The organism is Actinomadura barringtoniae, from assembly GCF_017573505.1.
Lineage (GTDB): Bacteria > Actinomycetota > Actinomycetes > Streptosporangiales > Streptosporangiaceae > Spirillospora > Spirillospora barringtoniae.
Genome location: NZ_JAGEOJ010000017.1, coordinates 218,691 through 238,766, shown reverse-complemented (window position 1 = coordinate 238,766; position 20,076 = coordinate 218,691). Strand labels below are relative to the sequence as shown.

General features: G+C 70.7%; 22 protein-coding genes. 12 read left to right on the top strand and 10 right to left on the bottom strand.

What is annotated here, in order from left to right; genetic code table 11:
- Positions 1-5: 5 nt before the first annotated feature.
- From J4573_RS37530 to J4573_RS37520, 3 genes are read left to right on the top strand one after another with little or no spacing between them, the layout of a single operon-like run.
- Positions 6-584 carry a MarR family winged helix-turn-helix transcriptional regulator gene (locus J4573_RS37530; RefSeq protein ID WP_208260851.1) on the top strand — a complete coding sequence of 193 codons (579 nt, stop codon included), beginning with the start codon at positions 6-8 and terminating at the stop codon, positions 582-584.
- Complete coding sequence (locus tag J4573_RS37525; RefSeq protein ID WP_208260850.1) at positions 556-1,530, top strand: ABC transporter ATP-binding protein; 975 nt, start codon at positions 556-558, stop codon at positions 1,528-1,530. The genes J4573_RS37530 and J4573_RS37525 overlap by 29 nt, the downstream gene beginning before the upstream one ends.
- Positions 1,527-2,384 carry an ABC transporter permease gene (locus J4573_RS37520; RefSeq protein ID WP_208260849.1) on the top strand — a complete coding sequence of 286 codons (858 nt, stop codon included), beginning with the start codon at positions 1,527-1,529 and terminating at the stop codon, positions 2,382-2,384. The genes J4573_RS37525 and J4573_RS37520 overlap by 4 nt, the downstream gene beginning before the upstream one ends.
- A 55-nt stretch (positions 2,385-2,439) precedes the next feature.
- Here the strand turns inward: J4573_RS37520 and J4573_RS37515 are convergent, their stop codons facing one another.
- The gene (locus J4573_RS37515) at positions 2,440-3,159 is read right to left on the bottom strand and encodes a TetR/AcrR family transcriptional regulator (RefSeq protein ID WP_307797210.1); all 720 of its coding nucleotides are present in this window, start codon (positions 3,157-3,159) and stop codon (positions 2,440-2,442) included.
- Positions 3,160-3,363: 204 nt separating this feature from the next.
- Between J4573_RS37515 and J4573_RS37510 the strand changes: the two genes are divergently transcribed.
- Together J4573_RS37510 and J4573_RS37505 are read left to right on the top strand one after the other, a co-directional pair.
- Positions 3,364-4,116 carry a helix-turn-helix domain-containing protein gene (locus J4573_RS37510; protein WP_208260848.1) on the top strand — a complete coding sequence of 251 codons (753 nt, stop codon included), beginning with the start codon at positions 3,364-3,366 and terminating at the stop codon, positions 4,114-4,116.
- Positions 4,117-4,164: 48 nt separating this feature from the next.
- Positions 4,165-4,521, top strand: coding sequence for a VOC family protein (locus tag J4573_RS37505; protein WP_208260847.1), 357 nt, complete (start codon positions 4,165-4,167; stop codon positions 4,519-4,521).
- On the opposite strand, the gene J4573_RS37500 is transcribed toward J4573_RS37505, so the two are convergent.
- The 6 genes from J4573_RS37500 to J4573_RS37475 form a co-directional block, all read right to left on the bottom strand.
- Positions 4,508-5,215, bottom strand: a complete 708-nt coding sequence (locus J4573_RS37500) for a DUF899 family protein (RefSeq protein ID WP_208260846.1) — start codon at positions 5,213-5,215, stop codon at positions 4,508-4,510. The genes J4573_RS37505 and J4573_RS37500 overlap by 14 nt on opposite strands.
- Entirely contained in the window at positions 5,199-5,579 is a 381-nt protein-coding gene (locus J4573_RS37495) for an ArsR/SmtB family transcription factor (protein WP_208260845.1), read from the bottom strand. The genes J4573_RS37500 and J4573_RS37495 overlap by 17 nt, the downstream gene beginning before the upstream one ends.
- Positions 5,554-5,985, bottom strand: a complete 432-nt coding sequence (locus J4573_RS37490) for an SRPBCC domain-containing protein (RefSeq protein WP_208260844.1) — start codon at positions 5,983-5,985, stop codon at positions 5,554-5,556. Before J4573_RS37490 ends, J4573_RS37495 begins: the two co-directional genes overlap by 26 nt.
- Positions 5,986-6,066: 81 nt before the next feature.
- Positions 6,067-7,329, bottom strand: coding sequence for an aspartate aminotransferase type Ic (locus J4573_RS37485; protein ID WP_307797207.1), 1,263 nt, complete (start codon positions 7,327-7,329; stop codon positions 6,067-6,069).
- A 45-nt stretch (positions 7,330-7,374) separates the two neighbouring features.
- Complete coding sequence (locus J4573_RS37480; protein WP_208260843.1) at positions 7,375-8,325, bottom strand: protein kinase domain-containing protein; 951 nt, start codon at positions 8,323-8,325, stop codon at positions 7,375-7,377.
- 14 nt (positions 8,326-8,339) lie between these two features.
- Positions 8,340-8,981: a Type 1 glutamine amidotransferase-like domain-containing protein gene (locus tag J4573_RS37475; protein ID WP_208260842.1), complete on the bottom strand. Its 642-nt coding sequence runs from the start codon at positions 8,979-8,981 to the stop codon at positions 8,340-8,342.
- A gap of 131 nt (positions 8,982-9,112) precedes the next feature.
- On the opposite strand from J4573_RS37475, the gene J4573_RS37470 reads away from it, so the two are divergent.
- The 4 genes from J4573_RS37470 (at position 9,113) to J4573_RS37455 (ending at position 12,535) form a co-directional block, all read left to right on the top strand.
- A complete protein-coding gene (locus J4573_RS37470; RefSeq protein WP_208260841.1) occupies positions 9,113-9,697 on the top strand; it encodes a dihydrofolate reductase family protein in 585 nt (194 codons plus the stop codon).
- Positions 9,698-9,795: 98 nt separating this feature from the next.
- Positions 9,796-10,809 carry a sensor histidine kinase gene (locus J4573_RS37465; protein ID WP_208260840.1) on the top strand — a complete coding sequence of 338 codons (1,014 nt, stop codon included), beginning with the start codon at positions 9,796-9,798 and terminating at the stop codon, positions 10,807-10,809.
- The gene (locus J4573_RS37460; RefSeq protein WP_208260839.1) at positions 10,806-11,933 is read left to right on the top strand and encodes a sensor histidine kinase; all 1,128 of its coding nucleotides are present in this window, start codon (positions 10,806-10,808) and stop codon (positions 11,931-11,933) included. Before J4573_RS37465 ends, J4573_RS37460 begins: the two co-directional genes overlap by 4 nt.
- Positions 11,930-12,535, top strand: a complete 606-nt coding sequence (locus J4573_RS37455; protein ID WP_208260838.1) for a response regulator transcription factor — start codon at positions 11,930-11,932, stop codon at positions 12,533-12,535. The genes J4573_RS37460 and J4573_RS37455 overlap by 4 nt, the downstream gene beginning before the upstream one ends.
- A 9-nt stretch (positions 12,536-12,544) precedes the next feature.
- Here the strand turns inward: J4573_RS37455 and J4573_RS37450 are convergent, their stop codons facing one another.
- A complete protein-coding gene (locus tag J4573_RS37450) occupies positions 12,545-13,084 on the bottom strand; it encodes a dihydrofolate reductase family protein (RefSeq protein ID WP_208260837.1) in 540 nt (179 codons plus the stop codon).
- A gap of 125 nt (positions 13,085-13,209) precedes the next feature.
- Here J4573_RS37450 and J4573_RS37445 point away from each other — a divergent pair, with 125 nt between their 5' ends.
- Entirely contained in the window at positions 13,210-14,097 is an 888-nt protein-coding gene (locus tag J4573_RS37445; protein WP_208260836.1) for a LysR family transcriptional regulator, read from the top strand.
- A 4-nt stretch (positions 14,098-14,101) separates the two neighbouring features.
- On the opposite strand, the gene J4573_RS37440 is transcribed toward J4573_RS37445, so the two are convergent.
- Together J4573_RS37440 and J4573_RS37435 are read right to left on the bottom strand one after the other, a co-directional pair.
- Positions 14,102-15,745 carry an AMP-binding protein gene (locus tag J4573_RS37440; RefSeq protein WP_208260835.1) on the bottom strand — a complete coding sequence of 548 codons (1,644 nt, stop codon included), beginning with the start codon at positions 15,743-15,745 and terminating at the stop codon, positions 14,102-14,104.
- 79 nt (positions 15,746-15,824) lie between these two features.
- On the bottom strand, positions 15,825-17,018 hold the full coding sequence (locus J4573_RS37435; RefSeq protein WP_208260834.1) for an argininosuccinate synthase-related protein: 1,194 nt from the start codon (positions 17,016-17,018) through the stop codon (positions 15,825-15,827).
- Positions 17,019-17,169: 151 nt separating this feature from the next.
- On the opposite strand from J4573_RS37435, the gene J4573_RS37430 reads away from it, so the two are divergent.
- Both J4573_RS37430 and J4573_RS37425 read left to right on the top strand, forming a co-directional pair.
- Positions 17,170-18,540 carry an MFS transporter gene (locus J4573_RS37430; protein ID WP_208260833.1) on the top strand — a complete coding sequence of 457 codons (1,371 nt, stop codon included), beginning with the start codon at positions 17,170-17,172 and terminating at the stop codon, positions 18,538-18,540.
- Complete coding sequence (locus tag J4573_RS37425; protein WP_208260832.1) at positions 18,531-20,075, top strand: AMP-binding protein; 1,545 nt, start codon at positions 18,531-18,533, stop codon at positions 20,073-20,075. The genes J4573_RS37430 and J4573_RS37425 overlap by 10 nt, the downstream gene beginning before the upstream one ends.
- Position 20,076 lies beyond the last annotated feature (1 nt).

The following is a 20,076-nucleotide window of genomic DNA, read 5'->3' as shown; positions in this document are numbered from 1 at the left end:
AGGGCGTGGACGCGAAGAAGCTCGGATTCGGCGACCTGACCGAACTCGGCCCCATGGAGGACTGGCCCATCGGCCGGCTGTTCGCCGCAGCGTCGCGGCTGGCCGGCCCCGTGATGTGGCGGCTGATCGAGCAGCACGGCACGAGCCCCGCCGGGTTCCTGGTGCTGCGCACCCTGGTCAGCGAGGACGGGCTGCGCCCCGGCGAGCTGGCCAAGCGCCTGCTGATCTCCCCCGCCACCGTGACGACCGTGGTCGACACGCTGGAGCGCAAGGGTCACGTGGAGCGGCGGCGCGACGACCGCGACCGCCGGTCGCTGCGGGTCCACATCAAGGATTCGGGCCTCGCGGTGGTCAAGGTCACCGGCGAGTCCATGAAGGACGACATCTGGAACCTCTACGACGTGGTCGACGAGGAGGACGAACCGGCCGTACGCCGGTTCCTGCTCCGCCTGATCGCACGTTTCGAGGAGCAGACCGACGACGATCTGGCCGAACGGATCGTCAACGAGGCTCCACTCGTTCAGAAACCTCCGCGCAAGCCGAAGGAGACCCCTCGTGACGGAGACGACGGAACCACCCCCTGACATAGCGATCGGGGCGACCGACCTGCACAAGACCTACTCGAGCCCGCGCGGCGACGTGGCCGCCGTGCAGGGCATCGACCTGGCGGTGCGGCGCGGCGAGTTCTTCGGCCTGCTCGGGCCGAACGGCGCGGGCAAGTCCACCACCATCGGCATGCTGACCACGCTGGTCGTGCCGACGTCGGGCTCCGCGCAGGTCTGCGGGTACGACGTCACCAAGCAGGCCGTGGACGTCAAGCGCCGCATCGGGATGGTGTCGCAGAACAACACCCTCGACAACGACCTCACCGCGTTCGAGAACCTGGAGTTCCGCGGCCGCTACTTCGGGATGACCGCCCGCGACGCGCGCCGCCGCGCGGGCCAGCTCCTGGAGATGTTCGGGCTCACCGACCGGCGGAACGCGGGACCGATGGAGCTGTCGGGCGGCCAGGCCAAGCGGCTGATGATCTGCCGGGCGCTCGTGCACCACCCCGAGGTCCTGTTCCTGGACGAGCCGACCGCCGGCCTTGACCCGCAGACCCGCGTGAACCTGTGGGAGGTGCTGCGCGAGCTGCAGTCCGCCGGGCAGACGATCGTGCTCACCACGCACCACATGGAGGAGGCCGAGGCGCTCTGCGACCGGGTCGCGGTCATCGACCACGGGAAGGTGCTGGCGAGCGGCACCGTCGAGGAGCTGAAGAGCTCCGCCGGCGCCGACACCGTGATCACCGTCGCCTACGACGGCGCCGCGCCCGACGGCGTGCGGATCCTCAACGACCGCCCGGCCGTGACCAAGGTCGAGCTGAACGACGGGCAGGTGCGGGTCTTCGCGCACGAGCCCGAGGGCCTGCTCGGCGAGCTCGTCGCGATCGGCGCGTCCGCCGGGGTCGGCGTCACCGACGCCAGCCAGCTGCGGCCCAGCCTTGAGACCGTTTTCCTCACCCTGACCGGACGGGACTACCGCGAATGACCACCGTGACGCGCGCGACCGTCGCCCAGGCGCTGACCGCGCCGCCGACGATCAGGCCCACCCTCGCACGGACGTTCCTGGCGATGATGGCCCGCGAGGTGCGGGTCATGCGCAAGAACTTCCTGTCCACCTTCGTCCGCGTGATCCTGCAGCCGCTGATGTTCGTGTTCGTCTTCGCCTACGTGCTGCCCAAGATCGGCGGCGGCATGATGTCCGGGCGGGGCGGCCCCACGTTCTCCACCATCCTGGTGCCGGGGCTGGTCGCCTCGTCGATCATGATGCAGGCGATGATGGCGGTCATCTTCCCGCTGATGATGGAGCTGACCTGGCAGCGTTCGATCACCGACCGGGCGCTGGCCCCCCTGCCGGTCCCGCTGCTGGCCATCGAGAAGATCGCGGCGGCCGCGCTGCAGGGACTGATCGGCGGGCTGCTGGTCTTCCCGGCCGTGCTGTTCATCCACGCCGACGGCCAGGCGCCCAAGGTGCACGTGGACAACTGGCCGGTCTTCATCGTGGTCATGGTGTTCGGCGCGCTGCTGGCCGCCGCCGGCGGCCTGCTCATGGGAACGTTGATCAACCCGCAGAAGGCGCAGGTGCTGTTCGCGCTGGTGCTGATGCCGATCACGATGCTGGGCTGCGTCTACTACCCGTGGGCGGCGCTCGACCACGTTCGCTGGCTGCAGATCGCCAGCCTGGCCAACCCGCTGGTCTACCTGAGCGAGGGCCTGCGCGCGGCGCTGACCCCCGACATCAGCCACATGCCCACGTGGGTGTTCCTGCTCGTCCTGATCGGCGGAACGATCGGGCTCACGTGGTTCTCGGCCAGAACGTTCACCAAGCGCGTCCTCACCTGAGGCGACGCCCTCGGCAAAGGCCTGACAGGCAGCTGCCTGTCAGGCCTTTCGCGTTCTAGGACGCCAGGCCGAGGGAGGCGACGAGGTCGCGCATCTCGTCGCGGAAGACGGTCGCCGGATCGTTGATCAGCGGGCTCAGGTGCCCGTAGATCTCCAGAGCCATCAGGCCGTGCATGCGTCCCCACACCCGCAGGGTCAGCGCGAGCGCCGCGGGAGGGAGGTCGGGGAAGAGCTCCCGGACGTGGCCGACCAGGCCGGGGTCGAACTCGGTCCAGTCGTAGGCGCGGCCGTCCGGGCGCGCGGTGCGGGTGGAGCGCGCGGCCGGCCAGGCGGCGGCGACCAGGCCGGTGAGGCCCGTGCAGGCGCGCAGTTCGGCCTCCTTGCCCGGGCCGTCCTCGGGCGCCCGGTAGCCGGGCACCGGATCGCCGTAGATCAGCCGGAAGCCCTCGGGGTTGGCGACCGCCCACTCCCGTACGGCCTGCCCCCACGCGATGATCCGCCCTCCCGGGTCGCTCTCGGGAACCTCGTCCCGGGCGGCCTCGGCGCGGCCCACGACCTCGCGGTAGACGTCCCCGATGAGCGTCGAGACCAGGTCGTCCCGGGTCGGGAAGTAGCTGTAGATCGCCCCGGCCGTCATGCCCATCTCGCGGGCGATGGCGCGCAGCGAGATGGCGTCGGGGCCGCCGTCCGCCATGAGCTTCAGCGCGATCTCCTTGATCTCGCCGCTGGTCTGCGCGCGCAGCCGTTCCCGGCGGCTCTGGGGCTGATCGTTCACGCTTGACACTCTACATCGTTGGGTTAATGTACGCCGTGCGTCTTCTAAACGGTGTGTAGTAAATCAACGGCATGTAGGAGCTTCCCTTGGAACAGGCTCGACTGCGCCTGGGGCTGCTGGCATTGACGCAGCTCATCGTGGCTCTCGACGACAGCGGCGACCGCATCAGCAGCATCGTCGGGTTCTTCGCCTAGCCTGGGGGTTATGCAGGTCTCGCGGGGGCCTAACCATCCGGCCCTTCAGCCGTTCGTCGCGGGGCTCGGGTATTCCGAGTCGCGCGGCCCGGCCGTGCGCGAGCGGTCGATTCCGAGCGGGTGCGCCCAGTTGCTCGTGAACCTGCATGTCGACGCGTTCACCGATGGCGGGGGCGGCGCCGCCTTTCTGGGGGCCACGTCCCGGCCGTCGGTGATCGACACTGCCGATCAGCGGGCGATCGCGTGGGTGGCGTTCAAGCCCGGTGGGGCGTTTCCCTTCTTTCCGGCCGAGTCCGGGCTCGTTGATCTCGGGGACGTGTGGGGACGTGCCGGAGCCGTTGTGCGGGAACGGCTCCTGGAGGTGAACGGGCCCGGGCAGATCCTGGATGCGCTGGAAGCGGTGCTGCTGGAGGCTGGGGATCTTGGGCGTGATCGGGCGTTGGAGACCGCGGTGTCGGCGCTTGATCGGGGCGTTGCGGTGGGAGACGTCGCTGAGCAACTTGGATTCACCAGGAAGCGGCTCATCGGGCTGTTTCATGATCGGGTTGGGCTGACGCCGAAGCGGTTCGGGCGGGTGCGGCGGTTCCAGCGGACGCTGGCGCGGATCCCGTACGAGGGGCCGGTCGATTGGGCGGACCTGGCGTTCAGCAGTGGGTACGTGGACCAGTCGCATCTGATCCGCGACTTCCACGACTTCGCCGGGCTGCGGCCGACCGAATATCGGCCCAGGTCACCGGGCATGGTGAACCACGTGCCGCTCTAGGGAAAATTCGTCCAATACGGGGGCGGGGGCGGCTCGCAGGATGGAGCCATGAATCTATTTCCGAAGCTCGTCGTCAGCGATGCCAAGGGCGCGATCGCGTTCTACACCGAGGCGTTCGGCGCCAAGGAGGCCGACCGCTACGAGATGGACGGCAAGATCGCCCACGTGCGGCTGGTCGTCGGGGACGCGCAGTTCACGCTCAAGGACGAGGACTCGGTCGACCCTGCGCCGGGTGACAGGGCGGCCGTCATTCTCATGCTCGAGGTAGCCGACCCGGACGCGGTCGGCGCCCGTATGGAGGCCGGCGGGGCGAGTGTGATCTTCCCCATCGAGGACCATCCGTACGGGCGCATGGGCCGCTTCCGCGACCCGTTCGGCCACGTCTGGATCATCAGCCGCGGTTGAGCCGGGACCAGTGGGCGATGGGGCGGCCGTCCATGCTGAGCCCGCCCAGCGGCCAGTCCTGCGGCCAGCCGCCCGGTGAGTCCTCCCAGTCCTCCTGGCGGCCGTACGGGGTCATGTCCAGCAGCGCGTAGCTGTTGTCCATGGCCTCGACGCCGCGGCCATTGGTCCAGTAGGTCTCGAAGACCCGATCGCCGTCGCGCAGGTAGAACACCAGGTGGAACATGCCGGCCGTGCGTCCGGTCAGCAGGGCCTCGGCCGAGTCCTCCGCCGAGTACCAGGGCATCTCCCAGCCCATGAAGTCCCTGTAGCGGACGGTGTCCTCGTACGGGCCCTGGGCGAAGACGGCGTAGGTGACGTCGCGGGAGTGGATGTAGGACAGCTCGCGGACCTGCGTGGTGTAGAACGTGCAGCCCTCGCACTGTTCCTCGGCCGGGTGCCCGGCGTGCCACATGTGGAAGTAGGCGATCAGCTGGCGCCGGCCTTCGAAGGTGTCCAGCAGCGTGACCGGGCCGTCCGGGCCGACCAGTGTGAGGGTCGGGTCCACCTCCACCATCGGCAGCCGCCTGCGGGCGGCCGCTATCGCCGAGCCCTCGCGGGTGTGCGCCTTCTCGCGGACGCGCAGCGCGTCGATCTCGGCCTGCCAGGTGGCCCGGTCGACCACCGGCGGCATTGCCTGGTCAGTCTTGATCCTCATGGTTCTCTCCTTGTCGCTCGAGATGGTCTTTCAGGGCGCCGAGCGGGCCGTCCCAGTCGCGCGCGAGCGCGGCCAGGAACTGCTGCGCGACCTGCATCGGGGCGGAACGGAGCCGGTAGCGCACGCGGCGCCGCTCCCCCGGCTCGGCGGTCACCAGCCCGGTCTCGGCCAGCAGGTTCAGGTGCTTGGCGATCGCCTGGCGCGTGATCGGCAGCCGGTCGGCCAGGTCGGTGGCCGTGGCAGGCCCGGATGACGAGAGCGAGGCGAGGATCACGCGCCGGGTCGGGTCGGCCAGGGCGACGAAGACCTGCTCGGCGATCGCCTCGGCGTCGGGCTGCTCAGGCTGCGGCGAGGTAGTCGACAAGCTCGCCCAGCTCCTTGGCCCAGCCTTCGGTGTTGCCGTCGAACGCCACGCGGTGGACGTCCTCGGGCAGCTGCGAGAAGCCCGACTCGACGACGGTCAGGCGCGTTCCCTCGCCGTCGGGTTCGAGGGTGAACTCGACGTAGGTGCGGCGCGGGTCGTCCTCGGGAAGGCCGTAGATCTGCCAGGTGAAGCCGAACACCGTCGGCTCCTCGACCCGTTCGACGCGCATCTCGAAGGAGTGCTCGGTGCCCCAGCTCATCCGGGCAGGGCCGCCTGGGCGCAGGTCGATGCTCGCCTTGTCGCCGAACCAGGCAGCCAGCCCGTCGGCGGTGGTCAGGGCGGTCCACACCCTGCTGGGCGGGGCGCTCACCTGAACGGTCCGTTCGATGCGATCTGGAAAGCCCATGACTGCTCCTCGCGTCGCGGATATAGCAACTCACTGGTTGCCACACTATGGCAACCAGTGAGTTGCGTCAATCCCGGGACGTCAGGAGGCGGCGGGGGCGAGCTCCCGTTCGTGGCCGACGAGGCGGACGCACACGGCCAGGCCCTCGATCGCCTGCTCCAGCTCGGCGAGCCCGGGATAGCTGGGCGCGATGCGGATGGTGCGGTCGCGCGGGTCGTCGCCGTACGGGTGGGTGGCGCCCGCCTTGGTCAGCGCGATCCCGGCTTCGGCCGCCCGGCGTACGACCTCGCGGGCGCAGCCGTCCGGCACGTTCAGGGCGATGAAGTAGCCGCCCTTCGGCGCGGACCAGGTCGCCAGGCCCGTGCCGCCCAGGCGCTCGGTCAGGATGCGGTCCACGGCCTCGAACTTGGGCGCCAGCAGCTCGCGCTGCCTGCGCATCTGCGCGCGAACGCCCTCGGCGTCGCGCAGGAAGAGCGCGTGGCGCAGCTGGTTGACCTTGTCGGGGCCGATGGAACGCTTGGCGCTGTGGCCGAGCAGCCAGCTCACGTTCGCCGCGGACGAGCCGAAGAACGCCACGCCCGCCCCGGCCCAGGTCACCTTCGAGGTGGAGCCGAAGACGAACGCCCGGTCGGGATGCCCGGCGTCGGCGCACGCCGCGAGGACGTCGGCGATCTCGATCTCGTCGTCGGTCAGGTGGTGCGCGGCGTAGGCGTTGTCCCAGAAGATCCGGAAGTCCGGCGCGGCAGCCGGCATGGCGGCCAGCCGCCTTACGGTCTCGTCGGAGTAGCAGGTGCCGTCGGGGTTGCTGTACTTGGGCACGCACCAGATGCCCTTGATCCCGGCGTCGGCGGCGACCAGGCGCTCGACCATGTCCATGTCGGGGCCTTCGGGCGTCATCGGCACGGAGATCATCTCGATGCCGAACCGTTCGGTCAGCGAGAAGTGCCGGTCATAGCCGGGCACGGGACACAGGAACGCGACGCGCTCCTCGTCCACCCACCGGCCCTTCGCGCCCGGAACCGTGCCGAGCAGCGCGTGCACGACGCAGTCGTGCATCAGCTCCAAGCTGGAGTTGCCGGAGGCCACCAGCTGATCGACCGGCACCTGGAGCAGCCCGCTGAAGATCTCGCGGAGCTCGCGCAACCCCTGCGGCGGTCCGCCGTAGTTGCGGCAGTCGACGCCGTCGGCGGACAGGTAGCGGTCACCGGGCAGGGCGAGCAGGTCGCCGGACAGGTCGAGCTGCAGCGGGTCGAGCTTGCCTCGCGTGAGATCCAGCGAGACGCCTTGCCGGACCAGGGCCTCATAGTCGTGACGTGCGGATTCAAGGTCTTCGTCGATGCTCACGCCACGCGACGCTATTGAGCCGTTCGGCTTGAGCACAAACGAATATCAGCCCACGTCGAACTGGACGGTGAAGTCCCTCGCGGGCGGTCGCGCGATCACGACCCGCACGTTGGAGATCGTGATTCCGGGGCGGGTCTGGACGAGGATGTCGCAGCTCATACCGTCTTTGGCCAGGAGCGGAGCCTGCACCGCGGCGACCTGCGGCACCGTCTGCAGCCACCTCCGGACGTAATAGACACCGGAGACGCGCTGAGCCAGCAGGGACGAATCACAGAACATCTGGCAGCCCGAATACACGCGCCGGGCCCGGTCGCCATCGACCTTCTTATCGCTCTTCAGCAGAAAGCCGGCCGGCCCGCCGATCGCGGCCGCGTCGCGCTTGTTCTTGGCGTACGCGTCGTCTCGACCGAAGACGACGTATCCGAGCACCGCCGCCGCCCCGAGGACCGCGACGGTCGCCACGGCCACGGCGATCAGAACGACGGGATTGCGTCGGCGGGATGGCGCGGGAGGCATCTGCGGGAGTGGTTGCGGAGACGGCGGCGACGAGGCCTGGCTCAGCATCGGGCGGAGGGCGTCTGCGGTGGGACGCCTTGCCGGGTCGTTGTTGAGCAGGGCTTGGATCACGGGTGTGAGCGGGCCCGCGTTGGTCATGGGGCCGGCGAACGGAGGGCGGCCTTCGACGGCGGCGTGCAGGGTCGCGCCGAGCGCCCACAGGTCACCGGCCGGGGTGGCGGTCTCGCCTCGGGCCTGTTCGGGGGCGGCGAACGGAGGCGTGCCGCGCACGCCCTCGTCGGCGAAACCGGTCAGGTGAACGCGCTCGCCCTCCAGGACCACGTTGGCCGGTCTCAGGTCGCGGTGAACGACGCCGGACCGGTGCGCGGTGTCCAGCTCGTCCAGGATCCGCAGGCCGAGAACGGCGGCGCGGTCCGGCGGGAAGGGGCCGCGTTCGGCGAGCAGGTCGGCCAGCGTCAGCGTGCGGGTTTCCTCGGCCACGCCAGCACGGTAGTTCAAACAGACGGGATTGTGTAACTGAAATCGGCGTCTTCGACGACCAGGGCCTGGCCGTCGCGGAGAGGTTGGTGGGCGACGCCTTCGGCGCGGTAGCGGGCGGCCAGGGCCGTCAGGACCTCGCTCTCGGGGTGATCCGGGGAGTCGACGTGCGGGACGATCACGTAGTCGAGCACGCCCAGGCCGTCCCAGATGACCTCCTCGGCCACCGACGGGTCGTCGCAGGTCTCCAGGCCGCGCAGGCTCGGCGCGAGCACGCAGGCCCCGGCGCTGTAACCGGCGTACACCAGCGCGTCCTTGGCCAGCAGGGCGGTCAGGGCCCGGTCGGCGCCGCTGCGCGCCATGGCGTACCGCAGCGCGAAGACGTTGCCGCCGCGCACCCAGACCGTGCGGAAGCGGCCCAGGGTCCTGGCGATCGCCTCGGCGGGCTTGTCGTAGTAGTCCCGCAGGTCGATCTCGGTCGGCCGCAGTCCCAGCCCCGTGAGCACCTCGATCTCCTGGGCGGCACCGGCGGCCCGGTCCTTCAGCGAACGGTCGTCGATCGCGTTCGCGATCACCGCGACCCCGCGCGGGGCGTCCAGGAGCGCCATCAGCCGATCAGGGCGGTCACCCAGCCGAAACGACGAGAGGTAGAGGCGCATCCGGCGAGCCTAGCCCGCAGGAGCACACCGGGCTCGGCGGGCGACTGGTGACATTTGCATCTGTCGGCGGGCGGCCGGACACGGCGAAGGTAGGGGGACCACGAGATCCTTTAGCGCAGGGAGAACACCCCATGGCCAAGCTGGTGGTCTGCAACATCATGTCCCTCGACGGCTTCTACGCCGACGAGAACGGCAACCCGCTCGTGCTGGAGATGGACGAGGCGTTCGACGCCTACAACCTGGAGCGTCTGCGGGCTGCCGAGGCTCTCCTGCTCGGCGCCGACTCGTACCGCATGTTCATGGGGTTCTGGCCCGCACAGGCGAGCAACCCCGAAGCCTCGACGGTGAACCAGGAGTTCGGCGGGATCTACGGGCGGATCGGCGTCAACGTGATCTCCGATTCGCTCACCGCCGACGAGGTCGCGCCCTATGCGGAACAGACCACGGTGATCGGGCGGGACGAGGCCGAGGCGCGGGTCAAGGAGCTCAAGCAGCAGCTGAGCGGCGACCTGGTCACGTTCGGCAGCCACATCATGTGGAACGCCCTCCTCCGGGCGGGCCTGGTCGACGAGCTCCACCTGATCGCGGGCCCGGCGGCGCTCGGCACCGGCACGCCGGTCTTCACCGGGCCGACGGGCCGCCTGGCCCTCGCCGGGACCCGGCGGCTGGCCGGTTCCGACAACGTCCTGCTGCGCTACGAGGCCCGCACCGCCTGATGGCGTTCCAGCTGGCACCCGTGAGGCCGCGGCCGGCGGCGGAGATCGCCGCACGGCCGCAGCCTCTACCCTTGTCGTCCATAGCGGGAGGACGAAGGGTGGACGGGGCAGCGGAACGCACGCGACTGGGCCGCGCCGTCCGGCTGGCACCGGGCGCCGCGCTCGTCTGCAGCGTGCTCCTGCCCATCGTGCAGGTGGCCCTCGCGTTCGGCTACCCGGGCAGCGGCCTGCTCACCGGGGTCTGGAGCCTGGTGGCGACCGCGACCTACCTTCCGTTTCACCTGCGTCACGTCTGGCACGCGGCGCGTGGCGTCCGGCCGCCCGCCGGGGCCTGGACCCTGGTGGCCATGGCGGCCGTGATCATAGGTGCGACGCCTCTCGCCGGGGGCACGTGGCCGCGGGCCTACGTGGCCCTGGTCGTGTCGGCGATGCTGGTGCTGCCCAGCCGCCTGGCCAATCCACTGAGCGCCGTTCTCCTGATCGCCTCGGGGTTGGCGGGCCGTGGGCTCGGCATGACGTGGACGGACGTGCCGTGGCTGTGGTTCACCGTGCTGTGCGGCAGCACCGCGATGCTCATGCTGGTCTGGCTGGCGGCGGCGCTCGCCCGGCTGCAGTCGGCGCGGGAGGCGCTGGCCCAGCAGGCGGTCGCGCAGGAACGCCGCCGGATCGACGACGACGTCCACCGCACGCTCGGCGCGGCGCTGGAGGCGATCGCCTCGCGCGGGCAGGCGACCTGCGACCGGCTGGCGCGCGGTGAGCGAAGCGGCCTCACCGCCGACCTGACCAGGCTCTCCGAGGACGCCAGAGAGACTCTCGCCGACGCACGGCAGCGCGTGCGCGGCTACCGGCGGCCGTCATTGCGCGCCGAGCTGGAGACCGCCGCCGCGCTGCTGTCGGCGGCCGGCGTCCGGACGCGGCTGGTCCTCCCCCAGGGCCCGTTGCCCGCCACGATCGACGACCGGCCGCGCGCCGCCCTGCGCGCCATCGTCACCCGCCTGCTCCGCGACCACGCCTCCCGCACGTGCGTGATCATGGTCTCGGTCCGGGACGGCCGGGTCCGGCTCGAACTGCGTACGGACGACGCGGCGGAGACGATCGAGGTGCCGGCATGATCCCACCGGCATGGGTGATGCGGCGGCCGCACTGGCCGCTGATCGCGCTGATCGTGATGCTGGCCGCGCAGGTGCCGTTCTACACGACCGTCGGCCTCAGCGGTCCTCCGCACAGCCCGCTGCTCACCGTTCCCATGGCGGCCGCCGCCTGCGCGCTGCAGCTGCGGCACAGCCTGTACGGCGCGCGCGGGGAGCGTCCCGCCGGATGGCCGTGGACCCTCACGGCGCTCGTCCTGCTCGCCAACGTCCCGCTGCCGTGGCTCGAGCAGGACTGGGAGGCACTGGGGATCCTCGTCATCGCCTCGGCGGCCCTGCTGCGCGGCTGGGCAGCGTGGACGCTGGCCGCCGTGCAGCTGGCCATCTCCGAGGCGGTCGGCCTGATCGGCGTCATCGAGACCCAGCACGGCTCGGCCACGTTCACCGTCGTCATCGGCATCTACAACGTGCTCATACCCGTCCTGTACGCCGGTGCCATCGTCGGCGGCACCCGGCTCGTCCAGCTGGTGAACGAGCTGTACGCCACCCGCACCGAGCTGGCCGCCAACGCCGTCGGGCAGGAACGCGCCAGGCTGTCGCGCGACCTGCACGACCTGCTCGGCCAGAGCCTGTCGGCGATCTCCCTCAAGGGCGATCTGGCGCTACGGCTGCTCGCCAAGGACCCCGAGGCGGCCCGCGCCGAGGTCGAGAGCCTGACCGAGGTGGCCCGCGACGCGCTGCACGACACCCGCGCCATCACCCGCGACGAGCACGCGGTGTCGCTGCGCACCGAGATCGACGGCGCGGCCACCCTGCTCGGCGCGGCGGGCGTTCAGACGCGCCTGGACGTGGCGGACCTCCCGTCGCTGTCCCTGCCCGTACAGAGCGCCCTGGCCTGGGCGGTCCGCGAGGGCACCACCAACCTGCTGCGCCACAGCCAGGCCCAGTCCTGCGTGATCAGCCTGTCCCGCCGCGACGGCACCGTACGGCTGGAGATCGTCAACGACGGCGTCCGTACGGTCGCCGGCCATGGCTCCGGGCTGTCCGGCGTGGCCGAACGGGCCCGCGCCGTCGCCGGTTCGTCGACCGCCACCGTGCGGGACGGGCGGTTCCGGCTCCGTATCGAGGTCCCCGAGGAGGCGCTGTGATCCGCGTACTGATCGCCGAGGACATGCACATGATCCGTACCGCCCTCGCCGCGCTGCTGAGGCTCGAGGACGACATGGAGGTCGTCGCGGAGCTGGAACGCGGCGACGAGGTGGTCGAGGCCGCGCTGCGGCTGCGGCCCGACATCGCGGTGCTCGACATCGACATGCCGGGGCTGGACGGGCTGACGGCCGCCGAGCGGCTCCACGAGAAGCTGCCCGGCTGCCGCGTCCTGGTGCTCACCGGCCTCAGCCAGCCCGGCAACCTGCTGCGGGCGCTGAAGGTCCACGTGCAGGGCTTCATCGTCAAGGACGCCCCCGCCCAGACCCTCACCGACGGCATCCGCCGCATCTCGCGCGGCGAACGCGTCATCGACCCCGAGCTGGTGGCCGCCGCCCTGGAGACGGGCAGCAGCCCGCTCACCGCCCGCGAGACCGAGGTCCTGCGCGTCGCCGCCACCGGCGTCCCGGTCGTCCAGATCGCGTCCGAGCTGTCGCTGTCGCAGGCCACCGTCCGCAACTACCTGTCGAACGCGATCGGCAAGGTCGGCGCCCGCAACCGCATAGACGCCATCCGCATCTCCCGCGACGCCGGCTGGCTGTGAACCCCGGTGTCAGCCGATGGGGGCCGCGACGCTGTAGATGTGCTCGACGGCCCCGTCGGGGAAGGTCCGCGTGGACTCCAGCCGCAGGTGCTGCGGGTCGCTGGCGGCCGTGGTGAGGCAGGTGCCGCCGCCGAGCAGGATCGGCAGCGTGACCACGCCGAGAACGTCGAGCGCTCCGATCCCACGGAACGCCGCGACCGTCTGCTGGCCGCCGACCAGGTGCACGTCGCCCTCGAAGTCCGCCTTCCGCATGAGGTCGAGCAGCTCGGCGGGCTTGGCCGCCGACACGACGTGCGACGGCGTACCGGCCGGCAGGGGCCGCGAGGTCAGCACGAACACCTGAAGGTCGGGCCAGGGCCAGTGCGAGGCCCCGACCGCGGGCTCGAAGGTGTTGCGGCCCATGACGACGGCGCCGCAGTCGGCGATGAACTCCGGGTGCCCGTGCGAGACGCCCGAATCGAAGGTGGGCACCGACAGCAGGGCCGGTCGCCCGTCGGCAGAGGAGATGAATCCGTCGACGCTGACACCGAGGTGGGTCTTGATCCGCATGCTGCACTCCTTTGGCAGGTCAGAGGGGGTGTGTGAATCAAGATTCGTGGACATGGAGGGCCGGATCAACGGCCGATCGATCACACCAGGGATAAGCGATCCTTATCGATCACTAGGATGGGCCGATGGAGCTTCGGGAGGTGGAGATCTTCCTGGTCCTGGCCGAGGAACTGCATTTCGGCCGCACCGCGGAACGGCTCTACCTGAGCCAGCCCCGCGTCAGCCAGACGATCCGCGCGATGGAGGAACGTCTCGGCGGCCGGCTGTTCGACCGCACCAGCCGCCGCGTCCGGCTCACCGCGCTGGGCGAACGGCTGCGCGACGAGTTGGGTCCCGCCCACGAGCAGTTCCGCAAGGCGATCACCATCGCCACCGACCTGGCCCGCGGCGTCAGCGGCGAGCTACGCCTCTGCGTGGCCGGCTACTCCATGGCCGGCCCGGCGTTCACACAGATCGTCCGGACCTTCCAGGCCCGCTACCCCGACTGCCGCCTCACCGTCACCGAGGAGTTCCCCGGCGAGCTCAACCGGCTGCGCACCGGCGCGTACCACCTCATGTGCCACCGCCTGCCGGTCGACGAACCTGACCTGACCGTCGGCCCCACCATGAACCTCGAAGAGTGCGTCCTGCTGGTGCAGTCGGCGCATCCGCTCGCCGAACGCGGCCACGCCACCGCCGAGGACCTCGGCGACTACGCCGTCATCGCCCGCGGCCGCATCCCCAGGCTCATGTACGACACCTACTTCCCGGCCGCCACACCGTCCGGCCGCCCGATCCGGCGCGGCCCGGAGATCGTCAGCACCAGCGACATCCTGCACCTCATCGCCCGCGACGAGGTCGTCCACCCGACCGTCCCGTCGTTCCTCAGCTACTACCACCACCCCGACATCACGCACGTCCCGCTCGCCGGCTTCCCGCCCATGAAGAGCGCGCTGCTCTGGCTCACCAACCTGGAGAACGCCGCGATCCGCGCCTTCGCCGCCACCGCCGCCGAGGTCACCGCCCCGGTCTGATCGCTCAGGCGAAGCGTTGCTGGAGCTCGACCTTGCGCACCTTGCCTGTGGCCGCGGCTCTGGGGAGGCCGTCGACGAGTTCGAGGCGTTCCGGCCAGAAGAACGCCGACATCCCGGCATCGCGCAGCAGCGCTCGCACCCCCTCCAGGCCGATCCCGTCGCTCCCGCCGCCGCCGTCGTCACCGCCGCCGCCGTTCGCCGCGGCGGGGCGGACGACCGCGCAGATCACCTGGTCGGCGCCGCCGAGCACCGGCAGACCGATCACCGCGGCCTCCTCGACCCCGGGATGCCGGGTGAGGATCTCCTCCATCTCGGTCGTCGGCACGAAGAAGCCGTTCCGGAAGACGGTGTCCTTGGTGCGGCCGGTGATGCGGATGCCGCCGCGCCCGTCGTGGCGGGCCAGGTCGCCGGTGTCGAACCAGCCGTCCTCGTCGCAGAACGAGGCGTACAGCTCCTCCCGCCGCAGGTAGCCCAGGCACTGGGTGGGACCTCGCACCCACAGCACGCCGGTCTCCTCCTGTTTCCCGGGGAGCGGGTCGATGCGGAACTCCATGTCGGAGATCGGGCTGCCGTCGCTGTGCGCCGCCCAGTCCAGCGGATCGTCCGGGCGGCTGAGGGTGACCGCGCCGTTCTCGGACATGCCCCACAGCGAGAACAGCCGCCGCCCGATCACCTCGTCGACCTCGTGGACGAGCGGCGTGGGGATCGGCGCGGACCCGCTGACCACGCAGCGCAGGGCGGCCAGGTCGCGCGGCCCGGCTCGCTGGGCGTCCACCAGCGGCCGAAGGAAGTGCGGCGGGGTGTACAGGTAGGTGACCTTGTGCTCGGCCAGCAGGTCCGCCATGGCCGCGCCGTCCGTGGAGTCCTGGAAGACCGCGGTGGCGCCGAGCGAGAGCGGCAGCAGCATGCCGCGCACGAACCCGGTGTAGTGGGTGTACGAGGCGATCATGGTGATCAGGTCGGTGTCGTCCAGGTCGAAGATCCCGGCCTCGCCGCGGAGCGGCGCGTACAGGGTGTTCTGGCTGTGCAGCACGCCCTTCGGCTCGCCGGTGGTGCCCGAGGTGAAGAGGGTCAGGTACGGCTCGTCCGGGCCGAGCCCCCGGCCGCCGAGGTCCGCCGCGTGCGTCTTCTCCCACTCGGGTTCGAAGAAGAACTCGTGCAGATCGCGGGCGCCCTCCGGCCCGGCCCCGCCCGACACCACGACGTGCTCCAGCGACGGCAGCGCGGCGGCGAGGCGCAGTCCGAGCTCGCCCGGAGCCTCGCCGCCGAACTCGGCGAGGGTGATGAAGACGCGGGCGCGGGTCAGGCCGAGATAGGCCTCCAGCTCCCGTTCCCGGTAGATCGGGAGAAGCGGGCAGATCTGTGCCCCGGCGCGCAGGCAACCGAGCGCGAGCACGGTCAGTTCCCAGCCGTTGGTGAGCTGGACGGCGACGGTGTCGCCGGGGCGCACGCCCAGCTCGATCAGGGCGCCGGCGCAGCGGTCGGTCAGCAGGCCGAGCTCGGCGTAGTCGAGCGTACGGGTCTCTCCCGAGCCGGTCCGGCGGGCGATGACGGCCGCCTTGCCCGGGTGTTCTCGCGTGTGCCGGCGCAGGTCGTCGAGGAAGGTCTCGTCTCGCCACCAGCCGCGCCGCCGGTACTCCTCGGACATCCCGTACCTCCGTCTGAATCGCCTCGAACGCCGGATCCGCCGGCTCAGCCAACTCTGCTGGCTCTGCCGGCCTTGAAGATCAGGCCGTGGAGAAGTGCAGGGCCGACCGGGCCGTGGCACGTTCCCACGCGTCGCGGTCGCGGATGTAGAGGGCGTCCGGGGCCTCCAGCGACAGCACCGTCATCCCGGTCCGGTCGAGCCGGTAGGTGATCCGGCCGGTCACCCGCTCGGCGACGCTCATGACGAACGCCTGGGCGGCCGCCCGCAGCGAGCCGTACCAGCGCCCCTCGACCGCCTCCCTGGTCCACGACTGCTCCAGCGACACCTTCTCCCGCATGGTCTCGGCGGGCACGGTGGCGCTCTCCAGTTGCCGGTACGCGTGGAGCAGCAGGCAGGCGGCGGGCATCTCCCGTACCTCCAGGACCTTCTCGCCGCTGTCGATGTGCTCCAGACCCGAGTAGCGGCCGAGGCCATGGCGACCGACCCGGGGGTTGAGGGCTCCGATCAGCTCGCGCAGCCCCGCGGGCTCGCCGTCGAGGGCCACCGGCCGGCCTCGCTCAAAGTCGATCGTGACCTTCTCCGGCTCCTCTTGCTCCCCCGGCGGCACGGCGGCAGTCCAGGTATAGACGTCTTCGGGGACCGGGAACCATTCGGGGTCGTCCAGCAGCCCGGACTCGAACTCCCGGCACCACAGATTGGAATCGCCGCTGTGCGAACGGTTGGCGAAATCCGGAAAGCCGGCCTTCTTGAGCGCGGCCTGCTTTTCGTCACGGCTGATGGCGTCGAGTTCGTACGGGCTGCCGAAGTGTCCGTCAAAGCCGAGTGCGGCAATGGAGGTGTTCAACCTTCGCAGGCTGTTCTGCGACCTGTTGGCGGTGTGCAGCACCACTTCCGCGCCGACCTCATCGGCGAGTTCCACGGCCGCGCGGGCGAGCAGCGGGCGGCTCAGCGAGGAACTGACCGGGTGTATCCCGAGATAGGTCGCCTGGGCGGCGATGGCCGGTGCCACGAACTCGTCGGCGAAGACCGCCGCTCGTTCGGCGTGCACATGCCTGGCCCCCAGCCGCGCCACTCCTCCGGCGCTGTCGTCGTACTCGGCGTCACCGCCCACGCCGACCGACAGCGCGTACACCTCCAGGCCAGGGTGGTGACTGAGCCGCCACAGCAGATAGAAACTGTCCAGCCCGCCGCTGAAGAGCGTCACCACCCGCCCGCCGTTGTGGGCTACCGCCTCAATGTGGTCGAATTCGCGGACGCATTTCTCGGTCCACACATCAAACCTCCGCAACGGCGCACGCCAAGGCCATTCCACACCCCGTTGATCTTGAAGATACGTGCGGCGAACCGATGGCCGGACACCCGGAGTCCTTCCGTTACCATCTTGCAACTTCCATGATCGACACGGGCGGGTAGCGTTCCCCGCGATGGCGATCATGGCACCGGCTCGCGGTAGTTTGACCCTCGGTGTCCTTGCCGCGAGCCAGGTCGTCCTGCTCCTCGACGTGACACTGGTCAACGTCGCCCTGCCCAGCATCCAGCGCGAGCTGCACACCTCGGCGGCCGAGCTCTCCTGGGTCGTCAACGCCTACACGCTGGTGTTCAGCGGCCTTCTGCTGCTGGGGGGCCGCGCGGGCGACATCCTCGGCCACCGGCGGGTCTTCACCGCGGGGGCCGCCCTGTTCACCGTCGCCTCCCTCCTCGGCGGGCTCGCGTTCAACGCCGAGCTGCTCCTGGTCGCACGCGCCGCGATGGGAGCCGGTGCCGCGCTCACCGGACCCGGCTCGCTCGCGCTGATCGCGACCGGGTTCCCCGACGGCAGGGCCAGGAACCGGGCGTACGCCGTCATCACCAGTGCGGGCAGCGTCGGCATGATGCTCGGCATGGTCGTCGGCGGGGCGCTGATCGAGTGGGGAACGTGGCGGTGGACGTTCTTCATCAACGTGCCGATCGGGGCGGCCGTGGTGGTGCTCTCCCGGTCGTGCCTGCACGAGTCCCCGCGGCTCAGGGGCCGCTTCGACGTGGCCGGGGCGCTCACGGCGACCGCGGGGGTGACGCTTCTGGTCTACGGGGTCGTGCGCGCCGCCGAATCCGGCTGGGAGGACGAGCTCGTCGTCGCCTCCCTCGCCGTGGCGGCCGTTCTCCTGGCCCTGTTCGTCGCCGTGGAGGCACGGGCCCCGCAACCGATCATGTCGCTGGGCCTGCTGCGCGACCGCAGGCGCGCGGGCGCCTGCGTCATGCGGCTGCTCCTGACCGCCGCGATGAGCGGCATGATCTTCTTCCTCACCCTCTACGTCCAGCAGGTCCTCGGCTTCGGGCCGCTGGAGACCGGGCTGGCCTTTCTCCCCACCACGCTCACCGTGATCGCCGCGAACAGGGCCGTGCCGTGGCTGCTGCAGCGTGCCGGGCCGAAGCCGGTCATGGTGGGCGGGTCGGTGCTCGCCGTCATCGGGATGGTGTGGCTGACGCAGATCTCGGCGACGAGCACCTACGTGTCGATGATCCTCGGCCCGGTGCTGCTGTTCGGCGCGGGCCACGGCCTGGTCTCGGTGGCGGCGACGGCGATGGCCATGGCCGACCTGCCCGCCGGCGAGCACGGCGGCGCGTCCGGCCTCATCCAGACCATGCAGGTCGGCGGGCCGCTGGGGATCGCCGTCCTCGTCGCCGTCTACGAACAGGTGGGCGGGACCCGCGTCCAGGCGCTCGCCGGAGCGTTCACCGGCGCCCTGGTCCTCTCGCTGCTCATGCTCGGCACAGCCTTGACCGTCTTCGGCACCCGGAGGAGACCATGCACATAACCCACATCGTTCACCGGGCACTGCAGCTGGCTCCCGACGAGCCGGTCACGGTCTACGGCGATCGGATCCGTACGGCGCGCGAACAGGCCGGCAGGGTGGCCCGCCTCGCCGGGGCCCTGCGGGAGCGCGGCGTACGCGACGGTGAGCACGTGGGGATGCTCGCGCTCGGCTCGGACCGCTACATCGAGTTCTTCCTCGCCGTGGCGTGGGCGAACGGGGTGTTCCACCCGGTCAACCCGGCCTGGAGCACGCAGGAAATGATCTACGCGCTGGCCGAGTCCCGGACCGAGATCCTCTTCGTCGACGACGCCTTCCTGGACCGGCTGGCGGAGATCAGGGAGGCCTGTCCCGATCTGCGCGAGGTCGTGCACGTCGGCGACGGGCCGGCACCGGCCGGCCTGCCCGGATTCGAGGCGCTGATCTCGAGCACGGAGCCGATCGAGGACGCCCGCCGGGGCGGCGAGGCCCCCGCCGGCGTCGTCTACACCAGCGGAACGACCGGACGCGCCAAGGGCGTCGTGGTCAGCCACGCCGGCCTGATCCATTCGGCGCTGCTCCTGCCCGCGCGGGTCCCGTGCCACGGCGTCCCCGGCGGGCACATCCTGATCACCTCGAACTTCTCCTCCATCTCCATGCTGATCACCTGGCTGGTCCAGGGGATGTGGGGCGGGCTCACCGTCACCCCGCTCTCGACCGACGTCGACGGGCTCCTGGACGCCATCGAACGCCACCAGGTCACGCACGCGCCGTTCGCCCCCGGCACCCTGCAGCAGATCGTCGATCACCCCGACATCACCTCGCGCGACCTGTCCAGCATGCGGAGCATCGCCTACGGCGCCGCGCCCATCACCGAAGCGCTCCTGACCAGGGTGATGGAGGCGTTCCCCAACGCCGCCCTCCACCAGTGGTACGGGATGAACGAGTTCGGTCTCGCCACGTTGCTGCCGCCGGAGGATCACCTCGCGGGCCGCAAGCTCCGTTCGGCCGGGCGCCCCGCGCTCGGCGCCGAGGTGCGGATCGTCGACGACAAGGCCGCAGAGATGCCACGAGGCCAGGTCGGGGAGATCGTCGTCCGTACCGGCGCCATGATGCTCGGCTACCTGAACAAGCCCGAGGAGACGGCGCGGACGATCCGGGACGGATGGGTCCACACCGGCGACGGCGGCTATATGGACGAGGACGGCTACATCTACATCGTCGACAGGATCAAAGACGTGATCAACGTCGACGGCTGGAACGTCTACTCCACCGAGGTGGAGCAGGCGATCGCGGCCCATCCCGCGGTGGCCGCGGTCGCGGTGATCGGCATCCCCGACGACAAGCCGGGCGAGAAGGTGCACGCGGTCATCGTGCTCAAACACGGCCGCACGGCGAGCGCGGAGGACATCCGGCGGCACTGCGAGCCGCTGATCGCCTGGAAGACCCCCACCAGCTACGAGTTCGTCGCCGCCCTCCCCCTGTCGACCACCGGGAAGGTCCTCAAGCGCGAGTTGCGCGAGCCGCACTGGAAAGGAATGGACCGCCGGGTCAACTGAC